At 58.8% G+C, this 20,089-nt stretch carries 21 protein-coding genes; 15 read left to right on the top strand and 6 right to left on the bottom strand.

Annotated features, from left to right (window positions below):
• Positions 1-3: 3 nt before the first annotated feature.
• On the bottom strand, positions 4-999 hold the full coding sequence (gene ubiU / locus H7850_RS08975; protein WP_227369198.1) for a ubiquinone anaerobic biosynthesis protein UbiU: 996 nt from the start codon (positions 997-999) through the stop codon (positions 4-6).
• 216 nt (positions 1,000-1,215) lie between these two features.
• Between ubiU and H7850_RS08970 the strand changes: the two genes are divergently transcribed.
• Together H7850_RS08970 and H7850_RS08965 are read left to right on the top strand one after the other, a co-directional pair.
• On the top strand, positions 1,216-2,406 hold the full coding sequence (locus H7850_RS08970) for an amino acid deaminase (protein WP_227369635.1): 1,191 nt from the start codon (positions 1,216-1,218) through the stop codon (positions 2,404-2,406).
• A 32-nt stretch (positions 2,407-2,438) separates the two neighbouring features.
• Positions 2,439-3,557, top strand: coding sequence for an endonuclease/exonuclease/phosphatase family protein (locus H7850_RS08965; RefSeq protein WP_227369197.1), 1,119 nt, complete (start codon positions 2,439-2,441; stop codon positions 3,555-3,557).
• Positions 3,558-3,578: 21 nt separating this feature from the next.
• Here H7850_RS08965 and serA read toward each other — a convergent pair whose 3' ends face one another.
• Complete coding sequence (gene serA, locus H7850_RS08960; protein WP_227369196.1) at positions 3,579-4,829, bottom strand: phosphoglycerate dehydrogenase; 1,251 nt, start codon at positions 4,827-4,829, stop codon at positions 3,579-3,581.
• Positions 4,830-5,080: 251 nt separating this feature from the next.
• Between serA and xseB the strand changes: the two genes are divergently transcribed.
• The 7 genes from xseB to H7850_RS08925 all read left to right on the top strand — a co-directional run bounded on the left by xseB (position 5,081) and on the right by H7850_RS08925 (position 11,877).
• The gene (xseB, locus tag H7850_RS08955) at positions 5,081-5,389 is read left to right on the top strand and encodes an exodeoxyribonuclease VII small subunit (protein ID WP_227369195.1); all 309 of its coding nucleotides are present in this window, start codon (positions 5,081-5,083) and stop codon (positions 5,387-5,389) included.
• A gap of 40 nt (positions 5,390-5,429) precedes the next feature.
• Positions 5,430-6,320 carry a farnesyl diphosphate synthase gene (locus H7850_RS08950; RefSeq protein ID WP_227369194.1) on the top strand — a complete coding sequence of 297 codons (891 nt, stop codon included), beginning with the start codon at positions 5,430-5,432 and terminating at the stop codon, positions 6,318-6,320.
• 9 nt (positions 6,321-6,329) lie between these two features.
• Entirely contained in the window at positions 6,330-8,264 is a 1,935-nt protein-coding gene (gene dxs / locus H7850_RS08945) for a 1-deoxy-D-xylulose-5-phosphate synthase (RefSeq protein ID WP_227369193.1), read from the top strand.
• 34 nt (positions 8,265-8,298) lie between these two features.
• Positions 8,299-9,072, top strand: a complete 774-nt coding sequence (gene djlA, locus H7850_RS08940) for a co-chaperone DjlA (protein WP_227369192.1) — start codon at positions 8,299-8,301, stop codon at positions 9,070-9,072.
• 183 nt (positions 9,073-9,255) lie between these two features.
• Positions 9,256-9,552 (top strand): hypothetical protein, encoded by a 297-nt coding sequence (locus tag H7850_RS08935; RefSeq protein WP_227369191.1) that lies wholly within the window; start codon positions 9,256-9,258, stop codon positions 9,550-9,552.
• A gap of 132 nt (positions 9,553-9,684) precedes the next feature.
• Positions 9,685-10,314: a glutathione S-transferase family protein gene (locus tag H7850_RS08930; protein WP_227369190.1), complete on the top strand. Its 630-nt coding sequence runs from the start codon at positions 9,685-9,687 to the stop codon at positions 10,312-10,314.
• A gap of 3 nt (positions 10,315-10,317) precedes the next feature.
• Positions 10,318-11,877, top strand: a complete 1,560-nt coding sequence (locus H7850_RS08925) for a Na+/H+ antiporter NhaC family protein (RefSeq protein WP_227369189.1) — start codon at positions 10,318-10,320, stop codon at positions 11,875-11,877.
• A gap of 2 nt (positions 11,878-11,879) precedes the next feature.
• Here the strand turns inward: H7850_RS08925 and trhA are convergent, their stop codons facing one another.
• Both trhA and ribA read right to left on the bottom strand, forming a co-directional pair.
• On the bottom strand, positions 11,880-12,578 hold the full coding sequence (trhA, locus tag H7850_RS08920; RefSeq protein ID WP_227369188.1) for a PAQR family membrane homeostasis protein TrhA: 699 nt from the start codon (positions 12,576-12,578) through the stop codon (positions 11,880-11,882).
• A gap of 46 nt (positions 12,579-12,624) precedes the next feature.
• Positions 12,625-13,260 (bottom strand): GTP cyclohydrolase II, encoded by a 636-nt coding sequence (gene ribA, locus H7850_RS08915; protein WP_227369187.1) that lies wholly within the window; start codon positions 13,258-13,260, stop codon positions 12,625-12,627.
• Positions 13,261-13,391: 131 nt separating this feature from the next.
• Between ribA and hemE the strand changes: the two genes are divergently transcribed.
• From hemE to speE, 3 genes are read left to right on the top strand one after another with little or no spacing between them, the layout of a single operon-like run.
• Positions 13,392-14,456: a uroporphyrinogen decarboxylase gene (gene hemE, locus H7850_RS08910; RefSeq protein ID WP_227369186.1), complete on the top strand. Its 1,065-nt coding sequence runs from the start codon at positions 13,392-13,394 to the stop codon at positions 14,454-14,456.
• Positions 14,457-14,458: 2 nt separating this feature from the next.
• Positions 14,459-14,833, top strand: coding sequence for a VanZ family protein (locus H7850_RS08905; RefSeq protein WP_227369185.1), 375 nt, complete (start codon positions 14,459-14,461; stop codon positions 14,831-14,833).
• 14 nt (positions 14,834-14,847) lie between these two features.
• Positions 14,848-15,711 (top strand): polyamine aminopropyltransferase, encoded by an 864-nt coding sequence (speE, locus tag H7850_RS08900; protein WP_227369184.1) that lies wholly within the window; start codon positions 14,848-14,850, stop codon positions 15,709-15,711.
• Positions 15,712-15,716: 5 nt separating this feature from the next.
• Here the strand turns inward: speE and H7850_RS08895 are convergent, their stop codons facing one another.
• Both H7850_RS08895 and H7850_RS08890 read right to left on the bottom strand, forming a co-directional pair.
• Positions 15,717-16,709 carry a TAXI family TRAP transporter solute-binding subunit gene (locus tag H7850_RS08895; RefSeq protein ID WP_227369183.1) on the bottom strand — a complete coding sequence of 331 codons (993 nt, stop codon included), beginning with the start codon at positions 16,707-16,709 and terminating at the stop codon, positions 15,717-15,719.
• Between the two features lie 274 nt (positions 16,710-16,983).
• Positions 16,984-17,451, bottom strand: coding sequence for a hypothetical protein (locus H7850_RS08890; RefSeq protein WP_227369182.1), 468 nt, complete (start codon positions 17,449-17,451; stop codon positions 16,984-16,986).
• Between the two features lie 296 nt (positions 17,452-17,747).
• Here H7850_RS08890 and H7850_RS08885 point away from each other — a divergent pair, with 296 nt between their 5' ends.
• The 3 genes from H7850_RS08885 to H7850_RS08875 form a co-directional block, all read left to right on the top strand.
• Positions 17,748-18,536, top strand: a complete 789-nt coding sequence (locus H7850_RS08885; RefSeq protein ID WP_227369181.1) for a 3-hydroxybutyrate dehydrogenase — start codon at positions 17,748-17,750, stop codon at positions 18,534-18,536.
• Between the two features lie 107 nt (positions 18,537-18,643).
• Positions 18,644-19,078 (top strand): host attachment protein, encoded by a 435-nt coding sequence (locus tag H7850_RS08880; RefSeq protein ID WP_227369180.1) that lies wholly within the window; start codon positions 18,644-18,646, stop codon positions 19,076-19,078.
• A gap of 128 nt (positions 19,079-19,206) precedes the next feature.
• On the top strand, positions 19,207-20,089 hold an 883-nt coding region (locus tag H7850_RS08875), incomplete at its 3' end, for a cache domain-containing protein (protein WP_227369179.1).

Raw genomic sequence — 20,089 nt, 5'->3', positions numbered from 1 at the left:
TCCTTATTTCCAGCGGCGTTCATAGGCGCCCAGGGTAGTGGTGGCGCCTTCGGAGAGTTCGCCAAGGTCGACCTGCCAGCTCGGGTCGGGCTGGAAGCGTTCGGGATTGCCGTCGAGCCGGTCCAGGGCCTGGCGCCAGATACCCGCCACCTTGGACACATAGGCGGGGCTACGCTGCCGCCCCTCGATCTTCACCGCGCTGATGCCTAGCGCCTTGAGTTCTGGCAGCAGGTCCAGGGTATTGAGGCTGGTGGGCTCCTCGATGGCGTGATAGGTTTCGCCGTCCACTTCGAAGCGCCCCTTGCACAGGGTCGGGTAGCCCGCCCGCTCGCCTTCGCCGTAGCGATCGATCAGCACGCCGCCCAGGCGTGATTCCAGCCCTCGAGGGGTTTCTTCCCAGCGCACATGGGAAGCGGGAGAACATACCCCTCGGGTGTTGGGCGATTCGCCGGTCAGATAGGAGGATAAATAGCAGCGTCCTTCCGCCATGATGCACAAACTGCCGAAGGCGAAGACCTCGAGTTCCACCGGACTCTGCCGGGCCAGGTCACGTACCTGGGTCATGGACAGCACTCGCGGCAGCACCGCGCGCTTGATGCCGAAATGCTCGTGATAGAAGCGCAGCGCCTCGTGGCTGGTAGCGGAGCCCTGAACGGAGAGATGGCGGGGCAGGTCCGGGTGGCGCCGGGCGGCGTAGTCGAGCAGACCCAGATCCGCCATTATCACGGCATCCACGCCAAGATCTGCCGCCTGATCCACGGCCTTCGTCCACTGGGACCAACCAGCGGGCTGAGGATAGGTGTTGATGGCGCAGAACACCCGCTTGCCGCGGGAGTGAGCGTAGGCAATGCCTTCCCGGGCGCGTTTGTCGGTAAAGTTGAGACCGGCGAACTGACGAGCGTTGGTGGCGTTCTGAAAACCGAAATAGACCGCGTCCGCGCCTTCGTCCACGGCGCGTTTCAGGGCGGGCAAATTACCCGCCGGGCAGACCAGCTCCATGCTGAACTCCTGACTGAGGAAAATTCGTTCATACTAGACGAGCGAATAACGTCAGAAGTTGATGCGTGTCATGAAGGGAGGAGTTTAATAAACTGGCACGCATTTACGCCAAATTGATAGCGCGTGTCGCAAGCGTGTTGTTATCGGCGACATGGATGAAAACCACCGGGGAGAAAGCAGGTGTCTACTATTTTTCAGGGCGTCAATGAAAAAGGCATGCCCCAGACCGGTGCGTCGCTGCTCTCCGGGGTCAGCCTGCCCGCGGCAGCGATTTTCGAGGCGCCACTGGCACACAACCTGGCCTGGATGCAGCGCTTTGCGGATAGTCACCATGCCCGGTTCGCTCCGCACGGCAAGACCACCATGACCCCGACGCTGTTCAAGCGCCAGCTCGACGCCGGCGCCTGGGGCGTTACCCTGGCCACCGCACCCCAGTGCCAAGCGGCCTTCGCCCATGGGGTCGAGCGTTTGCTGCTGGCCAATCAGCTCATCGGCGCGGCCAATATGGCGATCGTCGCCGAGCTGATCGAGGCGGGCGCGGATTTCTACTGTGTGGTGGATAGCACGGCCAACGTTCAGGCGCTGGGGCGCTTTTTTGCTGAACGCGGACTCACGCTCAAGGTGCTGATCGAGCTTGGCGTCATGGGTGGGCGCTGTGGCTGCCGCAATTCCGAGCAGGTCAGTGAACTTGCCCGCGTCATCGACGGTGAGCCTGCGTTGCAACTGGCAGGCATCGAGGGTTACGAAGGTGTGGTTTATGGTGATAATCCCGAGCGTTGTATTCGTGATTATGCAAATCAGTTGGTCGAGATCGCTCAAATGCTGCATCGCGACGGTCTGATTGCGGTGAGCGACCCGATCATCACCGCTTCCGGCTCGGCATGGTACGACCTGATCGCCGAAGCGTTCGATGAAGCTCAACTGCGCGAAGTGTTCACACCGGTGCTGCGCCCGGGCTGCTATGTAGTCCATGACCACGGCCTTTACCACGAGGCGCAACAGGGCGTGCTTTCGCGCCGACCGGACTTGCAGGAAGGGCTGCGCCCGGCACTGGAGGTCTTCGCTCAGGTGCAGTCGCTGCCCGAACCCGGGCTTGCCATTGTCGCCATGGGCAAGCGGGATATCGGCGGTGACCGGCTGCCCATGCCGTTGCGGCGCTATCGAGAAGGGGATAGGCGCGAAGGCAAGCGAAGCGATGAAGTGCTTACGGTCTCCGGCTGGGAGGTGTTCAAGCTGATGGATCAGCACGCCTTCGTTCGTCTGCCGGAGGATGCGGAGGATGTGCAGGTGGGCGATATCGTCGCCTTCGGCGCCTCTCATCCGTGTTTGACGTTCGATAAGTGGCGGCGGCTATGTCTGGTGGACGCACGGCTCAATGTGAAGGAGGTGCTGGAAACCGTCTTCTAGCGTCGTTTTAATCAATGGATAGGGAGATCCATATGGCAGGAAAGAAGAATACAAGATCACTCAAGCATCGGCTCGACGTTTGGCTGATCGTGCCGTTATTGCTGGTTGTTGCAATTGCCTCGCTGATTCCCTTTTTTGAAAGCGATGCCTGGTGGATTCGCTATCTTGATTATCCACGACTGCAGTTCGCCATCCTGCTGGCAGTGCTCATTGTCTTGCATCTGATGCTGGGTGGTTTGCGCCGAGTGACAAATTGGATCGTGACGGTGTTGGCGGGTGTGGCATTGGCCTCCCACGTTTATTACCTCTACCCCTATGTGCTGCCGGTCGAAAAACCAGTCAAGAGCATAGCGGCCTGCCCCGAGGATTCGCGACTCAAGCTGCTCATCGCCAACGTAAAGGAGGCCAACGAGCACGCCGAGAGGTTATTTCAGATCGTGCAAGATACCAGCCCGGACCTGTTTCTGGTGATGGAAACCGACGCCTGGTGGGACCGCCAACTCGATAGCCTCAACGACCGCCTGCCTCATCGCGTGCAGTACATTCCCCGGCAGGCGGAATCTTACGGCATGCATTTACTGTCGCGTCACCCCTTGCTCGACACCCAGATTCGCTTTCGTTTCGATGAGCATACCCCCGCCATCAATACCCGGGTGCGCTTGCCCAGTGGTGAGTCGATCGATTTCCATGGTTTGCATCCGCGGCCACCGCTGTACTGGTCCCAATCCACGCTCCCACGGGATGCCCAGCTACTGGCTACCGCCCTCGATATCCGGGAGGGTGATAACCCTGCGGTGCTGGCCGGGGACTTCAACGCCGTCGCCTGGGAGAGCGTATTTCGACGCACCTTGCGCATTGGCAACCTGCTCGATCCGCGTGTCGGGCGTGGCTTCTATCCGACCTACGATGCCCATAACCCGCTCATCGCCTGGCCGCTGGATCATGTGATCTTTCAGAATGAACTTGGCCTGGTAAGTTTCGAGCGCATGGCCGAGTTCGGTTCGGATCACTACCCGGTGCTCGTCGAGCTCTGCCATCGGCCCGAGCTTGCCGGCCAACAGACGGCTCCGTCGCTCGCCGAAGACGATCTACGCGAAGCGAAAGCCACGATCGAGCGGGCCGAAGTTCAGACGCACGCAGTCGTGAACTGAAAGGCCATCACGGCCTTTCAGTTAGCCATCGAAATTGGCATCCGAATAGAGGGTGCGAATGCGTAGAGTGTGTTCGACCTGCTTGAGCGCTTGCAGCGCCTTGTCGCCGTAGGCCTTGTCGACGTCGATGACTACGTAGCCGACCTTGTCGTTGGTCTGCAGGTACTGGGCGGCGATGTTGATCTCGTCTTCCGAGAGCACACGGTTGATCTCGGAGAGCACGCCGGGCACGTTGTCGTGAATGTGCAGCAGGCGATGCTTGTTCGGGTGCGCCGGCAGCGAGACTTCGGGGAAGTTGACCGAGGTGATGGTGGTGCCGTTGTCGGAGTAGGTGACCAGTTTCTCGGCCACTTCGACGCCGATGTTCTCCTGGGCCTCCAGGGTCGAGCCGCCGACGTGTGGCGTCAGGATTACGTTCTCCAGACCGCGTAGCGGCGAGACGAACTCCTCGCTGTTGCCCTTGGGCTCTACCGGGAAAACGTCGATGGCAGCGCCAAGCAGTTTGCCACTCTTCAGGGCTTCGGCGAGGGCTTCGATATCCACCACGCTGCCCCGGGAGGCGTTGATCAATATGCCGCCTTGCTTCATCAGGGCGATCTGCTCCTTGCCGATCATCCAGCGGGTAGAGGGCAGATCTGGAACATGCAGCGTGACGACATCCGCCCGGGCCAGCAATTCCTGCAGGCTACCCACCTGACGCGCATTGCCCATGGCCAGCTTGGTGACCGCATCGTAATAGATCACTTCGAGCCCGACGGATTCGGCGAGTACCGAGAGCTGCGCGCCGATGTTGCCGTAACCGATGATCCCTAAGGTCTTGCCCCGCGCTTCATGGGAGTTCTTGGCGCTCTTGAGCCAGCCACCCTGATGGGCGCGAGCACTTTTTTCGGGAATGCCACGCAACAGCATGATGGTTTCAGCAAGCACCAGTTCCGCGACTGAGCGGGTATTGGAGTAGGGGGCGTTGAAAACCGGAATGCCCCGGACCAATGCCGCATTGAGATCGACCTGATTGGTGCCGATGCAAAAGCAGCCCACGGCGGCAAGTTTCTCTGCGGCATCGAAAACACGCTTGCTCAACTGAGTGCGGGAGCGAATGCCAATGAAATGGACGTCGCTCACCTTGTCGATCAGTGCCTCTTCGTCGAGAGAGGTCTGCAGATGTTCGATGTTGGTGTAGCCGGCGTTCAGGAAGCTGTCCACGGCGGTCTGATGAATGCCTTCGAGCAGCAGTATCTTGATTTTGCTCTTGTCCAGAGAGGTCTTGGCCATTCTCGAATCAACCCTTATAACGGCGTGAGCCGCCTTTTCAGTAGGTGGTGAATGCTGATGAGTACGCGTTGACAGGGGCGCTATCGTAGCACAGCCAAGATAAAGCAAAATGAAATTGCCACAGCTTGAACATGAACAGCCTGTGAACGTTGCCCCATGCCTGGCCCCACCTAAAGGCATCTTCAGGGCGGATACGAGCGTGTATACTGTGCTTCAAGAACAGTAGCGTTTACTTGACGACGAGTAGCATCATGGCTGACCAAAAGGATGATACAGAGGGCGGCGCACTAAACGAGACGCCAGGCGACTTCGCTGCCACTCTCGAAAGCCTCGAAGCGCTGGTCAACCGATTGGAGTCCGGCGGTCTTTCTCTGGAGGCCTCACTGGCCGCTTTTGAGCAGGGCGTCACGTTGACCCGAGAGGCTCAGCGACGCCTGGGTGAGGCAGAGCTGAAAGTGCAGGCACTGGTCGAACAGCCTGACGGTTCCCTCGATGAAATTCCTTTCGATGATGCACCGAAGGCAGCATCGAACGGGCCCGACAACGCCTTGGGAGGTTAGGGATGACCTGGGAAACTGATAATGGCCAAGGAAATTGACGATGGATAGTAATGTCGCGGAGTTGCCGCTGCGGTTGGATGCGGATCGCGCGCGAGTCAATGCGATCCTCGCGGCATTGTTCGATGATCGACTCATGGTCGCGCCGCGTCTCGAAGCGGCCATGGCCCATGGCGTACTGGGCAATGGCAAGCGTCTGCGGGCGTTGCTGGTTTATGCTGCCGGACGAGCGATGGGGGCCGAGGATGAGGATCTCGACCCCGGCGCAGCCGCTATTGAGCTGATCCACGCGTATTCCCTGGTACATGACGATCTGCCAGCCATGGACGACGACGATCTACGTCGTGGCCAACCGACCGTGCACCGGGCTTTCGATGAAGCAAGTGCGATCCTGGCCGGCGATGCGCTACAAACCCTTGCCTTCGAGCTGCTGGCGGATGCCGGACACTCCCGCCTGGCTGCCATGGTGCGCACCCTGGCCGGGGCGTCCGGTCGTGATGGGATGGCGGCCGGTCAGGTACTGGATCTTCAGACGGTGGGAGATAGTCTGGATGTCGAGACGCTGGCCAACGTCCATCGTCACAAAACTGGCGCGTTGATCCGCGGGGCTATCCGCCTTGGCGGGCTTGCCGGCGCCTCCGAATCCGATCCACGGTTGATGGCCCTGGACGATTACGGTACCGCTATCGGGCTGGCCTTCCAGATCCAGGACGATATCCTGGATGTGGTAGGCGACACCATGACCTTGGGAAAGACCAGCGGGGCCGATGCGGCTCGGGACAAACCGACGTATCCTTCTCTGCTTGGCCTCGACGGTGCTCGAGCTAAAACCCAGGGGCTTCTCGAACAAGCACTCGAGGCGCTGGCACCACTGGGTGATGCCGGTACGCCTCTGGTGGAGCTTGCCTGTTACATGATCGAGCGCGATTACTAAAGAGCCTTTATGAAGCTGTTCGACGAGATTCCCGTCGAGCGTCCGGCGACGCCGCTGCTCGACACCATCGATACACCTGTGGCACTGCGCGCCTTCAGCATGACGCAGTTACTCGAACTGGCGGATGAGCTACGCGCCTATCTGCTTTATAGCGTCGGCTGCAGTGGCGGCCATTTCGGCGCAGGGCTGGGGGTGGTCGAGCTGACCGTGGCACTGCATCAGGCGCTGGACACACCCGAAGACCGTCTTGTGTGGGACGTAGGCCATCAGGCCTATCCTCACAAGATCCTCACCGGGCGCCGCGAAACCATGACCTCGATTCGTCAGTACGGCGGCCTGGCGGCATTTCCCCGGCGCTGCGAGTCGGAGTACGACACCTTCGGGGTCGGGCATTCCAGTACCTCGATCAGCGCGGCCCTCGGTATGGCCCTGGCGGCACGCACCCAGGGCAAACAGCGACGGGTGTGTGCGGTGATAGGCGATGGCGCTCTGACTGCCGGCATTGCCTTCGAGGCACTGGCCCATGCGGGGCATGTGAACGCCAATCTGCTGGTGATCCTCAACGACAACGAGATGTCTATCTCGGAAAGCGTGGGGGGCATGGCGAGCTATCTGGCAAAGGTCTTCACCAGCCGTACCTATACCACGGTGCGCGAAGGCGGCAAGCGGGTGCTGTCGCATCTTCCCGGCGCTCTCGAGATTGCCCGGCGCACCGAGGAGCACATGAAGGGCATGGTCAGCCCCGCGACCCTGTTCGAGGAAATGGGCTTCAACTATGTTGGCCCCGTCGATGGGCATGATCTGCCCCGATTGATCCACATCCTGCGTACCTTGCGCGATCTGGATGGCCCTCAGTTCCTGCATGTGCGAACCAGCAAGGGCAAGGGCTTTCGACCTGCGGAAGCCGACCCGATCGGCTATCACGCCATCACCAAGCTGGAGAAGAATGGTGCCAGCGTGGCACCCAAGGCGCCTGCTCAGGCCCCGGCAGGGCAGGCCCCCGTCACACCCAAGGTCAAGCGCAAGTATTGCAACGTGTTCGGCGACTGGCTGTGCGACATGGCCGCCGCCGACAAGCGACTGATCGGTATCACGCCGGCGATGCGTGAAGGCTCCGACATGATTCGCTTCTCCCGGGAGTATCCGGAGCGCTACTACGATGTCGCCATTGCCGAGCAGCACGCCGTAACGCTTGCCGCGGGCATGGCCTGTGAACAGATGAAGCCGGTGGTGGCGATCTATTCCACCTTCCTGCAACGCGGCTACGATCAGCTCATTCATGATGTTGCCGTACAGCATCTGGACGTGACCTTTGCCATCGATCGGGCCGGTCTGGTAGGGGAAGATGGGCCAACGCATCACGGCACCCTGGATTTATCCTTTTTGCGCTGCGTACCGGGAATGGTGATCATGGCGCCGGCGGACGAGGCCGAATGCCGGGCAATGCTGAGTGCCGCCTATCATCATCCGGGGCCTGCAGCGGTACGCTATCCGCGAGGCACCGGACCGGGTACGGTCATCCCCAAGCACCTCGAGCCCTTGGCTATCGGTCAGGCCGAGACTCGTAGGCGTGGGCAACGCATTGCTCTGCTCGCCTTCGGCAGCCTGAATACTCCCGCTGCGGAAGTCGCGGAGCGTCTGGATGCCACGCATCTCAACATGCGCTCGATCAAGCCCCTGGATCGGGAGGCGGTACTCGAGGCGGCGCGCAGCCATGAATTGCTGGTGACGTTGGAAGACAACGTGATCGCCGGTGGCGCGGGCAGTGCCGTCAATGAGCTGCTGGCAAGCGAGGTGGTCTCGACGGACATTCTCAATCTTGGTTTGCCGGACACGTTCGTCGAGCACGGCAAGCCCGAAGAGCTGCTGAAGGAGTGCGGTCTCGATGCAGGCGGCATCGAGGCGGCCATTCATAAGCGTCTCGAGGCGAAACAGTCCCTGTGACGTTATTCAATATTTCCAACAAAACGAGAGCATCATGCTGTTAGTCATCATAATCGGCGCCGTGCTGGGGTACCTGATCGGCGATTTCCTCGGCATGCTGATCGGCGCGGGGCTGGCCTACTGGCTCGTGCGCCGTCTGCGCAAAACCCTTCTGGGCAAGCTGGTACAGGTGCAAGGGCAGTTCCTTGATTCCACCTTTGCAGTCATGGGGTGCCTATGCAAGGCCGACGGCCAGGTCACTCGAGACGAACTCGAGATGTCCATGCGACTGTGGGAGCGCCTGCGACTCAACGATCAGCAGCGCGAACGAGCCAAGGCAGCCTTCAATCGCGGCAAGTCGCCGGAGTTCGATCTAGATGCCGAGTTGGTCACCCTACGCCAGGTAACCAAAGGCCAGCGCGCCCTGCTGCAGATGTTTCTGCAGGTCCAGCTATCCGCTATTGCCGCTGATGGTGTTGTGCATCCCGCGGAACACGAGATGTTTCTGCGAGTCGCGAGGGGGCTAGGATGCTCCGAGGCGGAAATTCAACAGATCGAAGCCATGCTGCGTGGCGGCGGAGCACAGGCTCCCGGCGCTACTTCCGGTCAGTCGCTCGAGGATGCCTATCGCGTGCTAGGCGTTGAGGAAGATGTCAGCGATGCGGAACTCAAGCGCGCTTATCGACGCCTGATGAGCCAGAATCATCCCGACAAGCTGGCCGGTAAGGGGCTGCCCGAAAGCATGCGCGAAATGGCCGGGGAGCGTACTCGCGAGATCGGTAACGCCTACGAGCTGATCAAGAAAACCCGGGAGCAGCAGGCGGCTTAGCCGCCTGCGCTTGTGTCTGGCGTTGTCTGCGACAGCCACGGGTGATGAACTATGAAATTCGAAAACGCGATAGTAAAAACCAATCAATATGATTGGTAATTTTTGTTAGCAGTCTAATTAGATTGATAGCAGAATGATCTCCATCGAATGAACATCAACCTATTCAAACGAAAGGAAGAGATCATGAAGCTACAGATGACTATTGCTACCATTGCTGTCGCACTTCTACCGGTTGCCGCTCATGCCAGCTTGGCATCCGAAAGAGCCATGCAAGCCAACAGCGAGCAGCTGCAAAAAAGCAGTATGAACGAGGAGGTGGAGAATACCTCTTTCAAGCAACGTTACAGTGGTAAAAGCGCTGCCGCCGCAGAGCGTGCCCGTTTCATTGCGGATCATACCGATAGCCAGACTCACTTCACCGATACCAATGACTATATTGGTGTCCAGAAGCCCGCTGTCGGTCATGCCAGCGACTGGTAATCAAAGTTGTTGTAAACCAACGAGATGTGAATACGAAAAGGCCCTTCGAAGGGCCTTTTTTGTGTCCTGGGCAACGTCATGGCTTTCGCTACCGGCTACACTACGCTCACCCTACGATAGCCGGAGCATCCAATGATCACTCTCTATTCCTATCCCAACAGTCGTTCGTTGCGGGCCGCCTGGACCCTCGAGGAACTGGGTCTCGACTATACCTGCCAGTATATCGACCTGACTTCCGGTGAAGGGCAGGGCACCGAGTACCTGACCCGTCATCCGGACGGCAAGGTGCCGGCGCTGAAGGATGGTGAGCTGACGCTGTTCGAGTCGGCGGCGATCTGCCGCTATCTAGCCGAGCGCTATGGGCAAGGCTCGTTGATGCCCGGCGACCCCACGCAGCGTGCAAAACTCGATCAGTGGCTGTTCTTCATCGTCAGCGAATTGGAGCAGCCGCTTTGGGCATTAGGCAAACACAAATTTGCCTTGCCTCAAGAGCGCCGAGTTCCCGCAGTGATTCCCACCGCCGCCTGGGAATTCCAGCGGGCGCTGGCAGCCTTGCAACGCGAGTTTGATGGCGAGGGCTGGTTGGTGGGGGAGGAATTTACCATTGGCGACATTCTGCTGGGCCATACCCTGAGCTGGGCGAAAAGCGCCAAGCAGCCATTGCCTAATGCTCTGGAAGCGTACCTCCAACGCTGTAACGAAAGACCGGCTCGAAGCGCTGCGCAGAAGCGCGAACAAGAAGCCCAGGAAGCAGAGGCGTAAACGATGCAATTCGAGCTACTTTCCTTGTTGCCACCCTTGCTGGCGATCCTATTGGCGCTGCTCACGCGTAACGTCATTCCCGCCCTGTTTTGCGGTGTCTGGCTGGGCGCCACCATGCTCAACGGCTGGAACCCCGCGACCGGGCTGTACGCGAGCTTCGGCGACTTCATCATTCCAAGCATCGGGGATGAATGGAGCGCTACCGTATTGATCTACTGCGGCCTTTTCGGAGTTTTGATCACCATACTGCAGCGCACCGGCGGTGCCGATGCCATCGCCCGCAGCATCTCGACGAAGGTGAAGTCCGCTCGAGGTGCGCAAGGCGCCACTATGGGATTCGGCGTGTTGATCTTCTTCGAGGACTACTTCAATGCGCTGACCGTGGGTAGTGTCATGCGACCGATCACGGATCGCATGCGCGTTTCCCGAGAGAAACTCGCCTATATCGTCGATTCCACCTCCGCGCCCATGTGCCTCCTGGGGCCGGTTTCCACCTGGGTGGTCTTCGTGATGGGCCTGATCGGCACTCAGCTCAATGCGATGGCGATTACCGGCTCCGAATATCTGATGTATCTGACCACGATCCCGCTGAATTTCTATGCCTGGCTGACCTTGTTAATGATTCTGCTGGTGGTCATCACGCAATGGGATTTCGGCCCCATGGCCCGGGCGGAACACCGCGCACGCAGTACCGGCAAACTGTTGGCGGATGGCGCCCAGCCGCCTTCGGATGAAGAGGTCCGGAATATGGCTGATACCTCCGGCCTGCCCTCTCGCAAGCGCAACATGCTGGTGCCCATTGCGGTGTTGGTGGGTCTTATTCCACCGCTGTTCTTGTGGACAGGTAATTTTCCCGAGAACGATCTGGTGACCGCCGTGGGGGAAGCCGAGGGTGGAAAGTCGATCCTGATCGCCACCTTTATGGCGTCAATAGTGGGCCTTGCCATGGGCATGCAGCAAAAGCGCTTCAATTTCCGCGAGGCGATGGAGATCGTCGTCACCGGTTTTAAAAGCATGACCCTGGTCTACATCATTCTCACCTTGGCCTGGTCGATCGGCAGCGTCACCTCGGAGCTTGGTACCGCAGACTATATCGTGACCCTGGCTCAGCAGGGCATCGCGCCGAGCCTGATCCCCGTGCTGCTGTTTCTGATCGGGGCGGTGGTGGCCTTCACCACCGGCACCTCCTACGGCACCTTCGCGATAATGATTCCCATCGCCATGCCGGTAGCAGCGGCCCTCGATCTGCCTCTGGCGCTGACCATTGCCGCGGTGCTCAGCGGCGGTATCTTCGGCGATCACTGCTCGCCCATATCCGATACCACCATTCTGTCTTCGGCGGGGTCATCCTGTGACCATATCGACCACGTGCGCACCCAGTTGCCCTATGCAGTGACCGCAGGAACCTCCGCCATTGTCGCCTTCTTTGCCGCTGGTCTGACTGGTTCGGCGCTCGCAGCGCTAGGAGCCGGAGTGGTCACGCTCCTGCTCTTGGCATATCTGTTCAGTCGGCTATGGGGGCGACCGGCACCGGAAGCAGCCAGAGACAGTGTTGGAACTTGATGTCAGGCCTTAAAAGGCAGTACCGCGGTATACACCGCGAAGTAGTGAAAGATACTGCCCCCGAGCACGAACAGGTGCCAGATGGCGTGATGATAGGGAATGGCGCGGATGGCGTAGAAAATCACGCCTAGGGTGTAGGTGACGCCGCCGGCGACCAGCAGGGCAATACTGGTGGTGGAGAGATAATCGTCCATCTCGCCGGCGGCGAGCAGAATCAGCCAGCCCATGACCAGATAGATTGCGACCCGCAGTACCTCGAAGCGATGGGGCCAGGCCAGTTTCAACGCAATACCGCCCAGCGCCAGGCTCCAGATCACGCCGAACAGCGTCCAGCCCAGGGGGCCGCGCATGTTGACCAGTAGAAAAGGGGTATAGGTGCCGGCGATCAGGCCATAGATGGCGCAGTGATCAAGGAGCTTGAAGATGCGTTTAAGGCGTGGATGGCGGATGCCGTGATAGATCGTCGAGGCGGTATAGAGCAGCACCAGGGTAACGCCGTAGAGGCTCACACTGACGATCGTCCAGGCGTCGACGTGGGCCGCCATGCTGGCCAAGACGATCAGTACCACCATGCCCGCCAGGCTTAGAGCCGCACCGATGCCATGGCTGATGCTGTGCAACAGTTCTTCGATAAAGCTGTATTCGCTGATGTCGATAGCGCTGTTGTCGCGAGTACCATTTTCGGGATGCGATCGGCTCATTGACTCTCCTCTGGGAACGGAAGGCGCTAGCACCGAATATCGGGGGTCAGGGTTTGCGATGCTTGTCCTCGTCCCCGGCCCGGGTGAAATCGTCTAATGCCATCATGTGGCCGAGTTTGCCGGCCTTGGTCGAAAGATACTGCTCATTGTGCGGATTCAGACCCGTGGTCAGCGGCAATCGTTCGGTAACGGTCACTCCGTCCCGAGTCAACGCATCGACCTTGCGCGGATTGTTGGTCATCAGTTTGAGCGCGGCGACGCCAAGATGATCGAGCATTGGCACGCACAGATCGTAACGCCGTAGATCGGCACCGAAACCCAGGTGCTCGTTGGCCTCCACGGTGTCTAAACCCTGGTCCTGCAGGTGGTAGGCGCGAATCTTGTTAAGTAGCCCGATACCGCGCCCTTCCTGTCGCAGATAGAGCAATACGCCCCGGCCCTCTAGGGCGATACGCTTGAGTGCTTCCTGCAACTGATAGCCGCAGTCGCAGCGCATCGAGAACAGCGCGTCGCCGGTCAGGCACTCCGAATGCACGCGCCCGAGTACCGGCGTTCCATCGGCGACGTCGCCCAGGGTCAGGGCGATATGATCCTTGCTGGTGGCCTCGTCCTCGAAGCCATGCATGGTGAAGGTGGCCCAGGGCGTCGGCAGCTTTGAAGCAGCGATGAAGCGAATCGTCACAGTGAACCTCGGTAAACGCGCGCGACTCTTATTGGACGCGAGCGCGGTCGCAGAGAAAAGAGTCGCATTATAACAGCCGAGGGCTGCCATCCGTTACAATGGCGGCAAATTCGCGACTTGAAGAGAGCCCGATGGAACTCAAGAATGACCGCTTTCTCCGCGCCCTGGCTCGTCAGCCGGTGGATCGCACCCCTGTGTGGATGATGCGCCAGGCAGGGCGTTATCTGCCCGAATATCGCCAGGTACGTGGCGAAGCCGGCAGTTTCATGGATCTGTGCCGCGATACCGCTCGCGCCTGTGAGGTCACGCTACAGCCTCTGGAGCGCTATCCGCTGGATGCCGCCATCCTGTTCTCGGACATCCTCACCATCCCGGATGCCATGGGACTCGGGCTCTATTTCGAGACCGGCGAAGGCCCCAAGTTCAGAAAGCCGGTACGCAGTGCTGCGGAGGTCGACGCCCTCAGCCTGCCGGATGCGGAACGTGACCTGGATTACGTCATGAACGCGGTCAGCACTATCCGCCGCGAGCTCAATGGCCGAGTGCCGTTGATCGGGTTTTCCGGCAGCCCCTGGACCCTGGCGACCTATATGGTCGAAGGTGCCTCGAGCAAGGATTTCCGTCACGTCAAAACGATGCTCTACGACGACCCGGACACCATGCACAAGCTGCTGGATCTGCTGGCCCGGGCGGTTACCGACTATCTCAATGCCCAGATTCGTGCCGGCGCTCAGGTGGTACAGATCTTCGATACCTGGGGCGGGGCGCTATCGACTCCGGCCTACCTGCAGTTCTCCTTGCGCTATATGAAGCAGATCGTTGATGGGCTGATTCGCGAGCAAGAGGGCCGTCGGGTACCGGTGATTCTGTTCACCAAGAACGGCGGTCAGTGGCTCGAGCATATCGTCGAAGCGGGTAGCGATGCGATTGGCCTCGACTGGTCCACGGAGCTTTCCGATGCGCGCTCGCGAGTCGGCGATCGGGTGGCGCTGCAAGGCAATCTCGATCCCAACGTGCTGTTCGCCAATTCATCGGCAATCAAGGCCGAAGTGGCGCGTGTTCTGGCCAGTTACGGTGCCGGCCCGGGGCACATCTTCAATCTTGGCCACGGCATCAGCCAGTTCACCGATCCGGATCATGTCACCGCCTTCATGGACGCGCTGCATGAATTGAGTCCGGCGTACCATCAGCGTTGAGCATGATACGTCACTTACTCGAGAAGCGATGGCTCTGGACGCTGCTGGCCCTGGCCGCCGCCTTGGCCATCGCACTGGGAAGCCTGACCCCCGGCGACGAGATGCCCAAGAACCTGCCCTGGGACAAGCTCAATCACTTCCTCGGCTATGGGGTGCTGGCGGCATTGACCGGGCTTGCCGGGCTGCGACTGTGGTTTACCTGGCTGGTAGTGTCAGGCTATGGCGTGATCATCGAATATGCTCAGATCGTCGCCCCCGGTCGCTACGGCGGCGATCCTCAGGACATGCTGGCCAACGCCTTGGGTGCGGCGCTGGCAGTACTGCTACTCGCGGCCCTTCGCTATTTTCTGAACGGCCATCTCCTTTCAAAGAATTAACGCAAGGACATACCATGAGCGAACGCCTCGACGACAGCTGGTTCACGGAAATCTTCTCGAGCGAAGGTAGCGCCTTCTCGCTCAAGGTTACCGAGAAACTCCACGACGTGCAGAGCGCCTATCAGCATCTCGAAGTCTATGCCACCGAAACCTACGGCAACCTATTGCTGCTCGATGGCTGCGTGATGCTCACTGATCGGGACAATTTTCTCTACCACGAGATGATGGCGCATCCGGCGCTTTATACTCACGCCGACCCGAAACAGGTGGTGATCATCGGCGGCGGCGATTGCGGCACCCTACGCGAAGTGTTAAAGCACCCAGGCGTGGAGAAGGTCACGCAGATCGATATTGATGAAGAGGTCACCAAGGCCTCGAAATGCTTCTTTCCAACCTTGACTGAATCTAATGACGATCCACGCGCCGAACTGCTCTTCGAGGATGGCGTAAAGTGGGTGGATGAGGCCCCCGCGGGCAGTGTCGATGTCATCATCATCGACTCCACCGACCCCGTCGGGCCCGCCGAAGGGTTGTTCAAGGTCGACTTTCTGGCCAAATGTCACCGCCTGCTGAGTGAGGGTGGGGTCATGGTGCAGCAGAGTGAGTCGCCGCTCTATCACAGCGGCAGCATCATTCGCGAGTTGCGCGAGAACATGAAGAAGGCCGGTTTCGATAGCGTCGCCACCTTGCCGTTTCCGCAACCGGTCTACCCTTCCGGCTGGTGGAGCGCCACCCTGGCGGGCAAGGGTGGTGATATAAACGCTTTTCGAGAAGAAGCTGCCGAAAAGGCGGATTTCGAGCTGGATTACTACAGTGCCGATATCCATCGCGGTGCTCTGGCGTTGCCGCCATTCATGCAACGCTTGCTTGAATCGTAAAGCGCTTACTCGATTGAGGTCTCGTTCTTCTCCTCGGCGAGCCGGATGTCTTCGATCCATCCCTGCTCGCGGTAATAGCGCAAGGCGCCTTCATGAAGGGGGGCAGTTAGCCCTTCCTGCATCATGCCTTGTGGTGTCAGCAGACCAAACGCCGGATGAAAGGCCTTGAAGCGTAAGAAATTCTCGAAGACGCTAGCTACCAGCTGGTAAATCAGCTCGGGGTCGGCATCTTGCGCGGCCATCAGGGTCGCCTTGACACCGAAGGTACGCACCGCCGGCTGGTTCGGGCCGTAAAGACCCCCGGCGATCCAGGCGCGGGTGAAGTAAGGGTGCTGCTCGATCAAGCGGTCGACGACGCCACCCTGAAGGTCAATCATGGTTGCGTCGCAGAGCCGGACGGCCTGGGCTACCGAGGCATTGGGGTGACCTACGGTGTAGACCATGGCATCGATATTGCCATGACAAAGCTCTATCGATTGCTGATTCGCCGGCAACTCGTTGACCAACTTGAAATCGTCCTTGGTCCAGCCGCGGGTTTTCATCAGTTGCAACATGGTGCTGCGCTGGCCCGACCCCGGGTTGCCGATATTCACGGCGTGGTGCACAAGATCCTCGAGATCCCGAATGCCGGCATCGCGACGTACCACTAGGGTGAAGGGTTCACTGTGCAGAGAGAACACGGCTCTCAGGCTGTTGTCCGGACCACTATTGGCAAAGGATTCAGTGCCCTTCACCGCATGATACTGAGTATCGGATTGTACCAAGGCCACCAACAGCTTGCCTTGGCGAATCGCTTCCAGGTTGGCGCTCGAACCCGCGCTTGGCTGGGCGGTGCAAGGAGCCTTCATGACCCGACAGATGGCGCGCCCAGCGACGTGATAGACGCCGAGGGGGCTTGCGGTGCCGATGACGAGGGGCGGGTCGGCAAAAGCCGGCCGGAACGTAAAAACCAGCGAAGTCAAAAGACAGACCACAAGAGACCGGATGACGGTATGCATGACTCACCTCAGTGCGTGTGAGCCGGCCAGGCATAACACCAGTATCCTTACTCTCGATCGCTGGTCGACAAGGTTGTTGTTAGGTTGCGCTTCTTGAGTGTTGTTTCTTTTCTATGACGCCTCATTTAGGTATAGCACGCATTGATAATGTCGTAGGACATCATGCGATTTATCTTCCACGCGCAATGAAAATTGAGTCGAGCGGCTCGGTGGTCTTCGACCCAACTATATATTGTCAAGTGTTCAAGATGAGAGGGCTTCGTAAAGGTAGAAATCAAGAATTCGTACCTTGACGGTTAGCATCTTGGGCCGTCGGCGTCTCTCGCGGGGTCAGTTTGCGACGCGGTTCCAATACCCGTGCGTCGCCGACCACGCCTTCGCCTTCGGGAACGGGTTTGACTTCATTGACCCAGGCGTCTGCCGTGTCATACATGCCCGGGCGTCGCTCGAAGGAGCGCGTCACTACCGGCCCTGGCAAGATCCCTTGAAGTTGATTCCTTACATAATGAGGCAGCATCAATAGCTCGGCGATCAAGCGCGTGCCGACCATGGCCAACAACATCATGGCCGCACCGAATGCCAGGCCAGGCCAGGCTTCCTGCCAGCTCAAAGAGGTCGTCCAGGGGCTATGTTGCAGCAACCAGGTGATCCCGGCCAACAACCAGCCCAGCTGGGCCACGCTGTGACAAAACATCAGGGCGCGTCGGGGTAGAGGGTGGCGCAGCGAAAAGAAGGTGCCCATCGGCAGTACTCCTGGATAGTCGATAGGGTCGATCAGGACTCGGTATTTAAACGAAACCGGATACTACCAGTTTCCTTGTGTAGGAAACGACTAGTTGTTTTTAATAATGCCTCACTCTTCCATCGTCCTGGTGGTGACACACTGTGCTGACATGGATCAGATTCGCATCGACGAATATCGCATCAGTAAACTAACGTTGAGACTGGAAGGTCGGACACGGCTATCTACAATGGGGTGCGTACCCAGTCAGGGGATCCACCCCGCCGGGGCAGGATGATATTCAAAAGGGAAGACACATGACCATTAGCATGAAAGACAAGGTTTGTATCGTGACCGGCGGCGCCAGCGGCATTGGTTACGGTATTGCCACGCGCTATGTTCAGGATGGCGCCAAGGTGGCGATCGCCGATCTGGATTTGGAGGCTGCCAAGCAGACCGCGGAGACGCTGAATAAGATGGGCCCAGGCGCTGCCCTTGGCGTTGCCATGGATGTGACCTCGGAAGAGCAGGTGAATGAGGGTGTACAACAAGTCGTCGATGAATGGGGGCGTGTAGATGTGCTGGTCGCGAATGCCGGTGTTCAAATCGTGCACAAGATCGAGAATTACCCGTTTGACGACTGGAAGAAGCTGTTGTCGATTCATCTGGACGGGGCCTTCTTGACGTCAAAGGCGGTGATTCCGCATATGTACAAGCAAGAGTCCGGGGCGATCCTGTTCATGGGCTCGGTCCATTCGAAAGAGGCCAGTCCGCTGAAGTCTGCTTACGTTACTGCCAAGCACGGCATCCAGGGGCTTGCACGGGCACTAGCCAAGGAAGGCGGTCCGCACGGCGTACGTACCAATGTCATCTGCCCGGGGTTCGTCAAGACCCCGCTGGTGGAAAAGCAGATCCCCGAACAGGCCAGGGATTTGGGTATTTCCGAAGAGGAAGTGGTCGAGAAAGTCATGCTGGGCAATACGGTGGATACGGAGTTCACCACGATCGAGGATGTGGCCGAGCTGGCCTGGTTCCTGGCGGCCTTCCCGACCAATGCCATGACCGGCCAGTCAATGGTCATCAGTCACGGCTGGTACATGAATTAATTGCGGTGTTATAACGGGACATGATCGAGTCGCTTGCCAAAAGCACTTGATTCGTCAACTATTTAGAGTGTTCGATACGATAGACGACCAATGGAAAAGGAGACGCCATGACCACCTATATCGTAGTTTCCGATGCGGCTCGCGCCCGTGTATTTGCTCACGCGGCAGGCAATACCCGTGAAATCGACAATCTGGTACATCCAGAGAGCCGAGAGCATACCGGTGATCTACGTACCGGCGGGGAAGGTGCTGCCACCAATGCAAGCGGCCAGCAGCGCCAGACGGGCAACGATGACGCCACCTCTGAAAAACACGCCATGTTCTTCGCCAAGGAAGTGGCGGATTACCTGAAGAATGCGCGTTCCCAAGGCAAGGCCGACAGCTTCGTGATTGCTGCTGCGCCGCAGTTTCTGGGGCATCTGCGTGACAAGATGGATTCCAACACCCGAGACATGGTGGTGAAGGAAGTCGATAAGGACTACTCCAAGGCCAGCATCGAAGAGATCACCGAGAAGCTCGTCAGCCAGATGCCGGGCGTTTAAACCCGGGCACACGGATAACTGAGTCTCGATTCAAGCGTTTCAGGATAAAAGCCGATAGTCCATTCAAGCGCCACCTATCAAAGGTGGCGTTTTCGACTTTCGACAACGCAAACAATCGAGAGAACGCCATGCTGTCCTCCCTGAAACGCCGCATACAAGTCTCCTGTGTGACGATCATCGCATTGGCAATGATACTGACCACTGCCGTGAGTTATTTCACAGTCGAATCTCATTACGAAAAAGCCATCGAGAAGAATTTAAATGCTGTGGCCGATGGCAATGCTTCGGCAATCGAGGAATGGATCGCCTCACGGACAAGCATGATCGAAGCGGCACGCGCGCCGGTGGCCGGAGGGGATCCCGTCACCGCACTGATCCAGCTGGCCGAGTCCGGGGGCTTTCTCTCGGCCTATCTGGGTAAACCCGATGGTAGCCTGATGTCATCCGATGGCTGGGTGCCGCCTGCCGATTACGATCCCCGTAAACGCGGCTGGTATCGAGACGCCCTCGACCGAGACGAAACCATTGTGTCGATGCCCTACGTGGATGCAAATTCTGGAGAGATCGTCGTTAGCTTTGCCACTCCTGTTGAGCGCAGCGGAAAGCTGGTTGGCGTGATCGGTAGTGATGTCGTCATCGATACCGTGGTAGCCGATATTAAGGCAATCCAGCCGACACCCTCGAGCTTCGCTTTCTTGAGTATGGGCGGGGAAACCTTGATCGCTCACCCCAATACTGATCTAACGCTGAAGCCATTGAGCAGGCTGAATGAGAAATTGACCCCCTCGACCATTGCGGCCATAGGCAATAGCAGTGATTGGCAGAATGTCGTTATCGATGGTCGGAGCAAACGGCTTGCTATTGCCCCGATCCCGGGTAGTGAGTGGGAGCTGGGCGTGGCCCTCGATGAGCAGGAGGCAACAGCCGGGTTGCAGGCCATCATCAAGTCATCGCTGATCACCATGCTGGTGGTGCTGATCGTGGCGGCTACCTTGCTTGGCCTATGGCTCA

Source organism: Halomonas sp. M20 (assembly GCF_020622265.1).
GTDB lineage: Bacteria > Pseudomonadota > Gammaproteobacteria > Pseudomonadales > Halomonadaceae > Modicisalibacter.
This window is presented reverse-complemented; position numbering and strand designations above follow the sequence as displayed.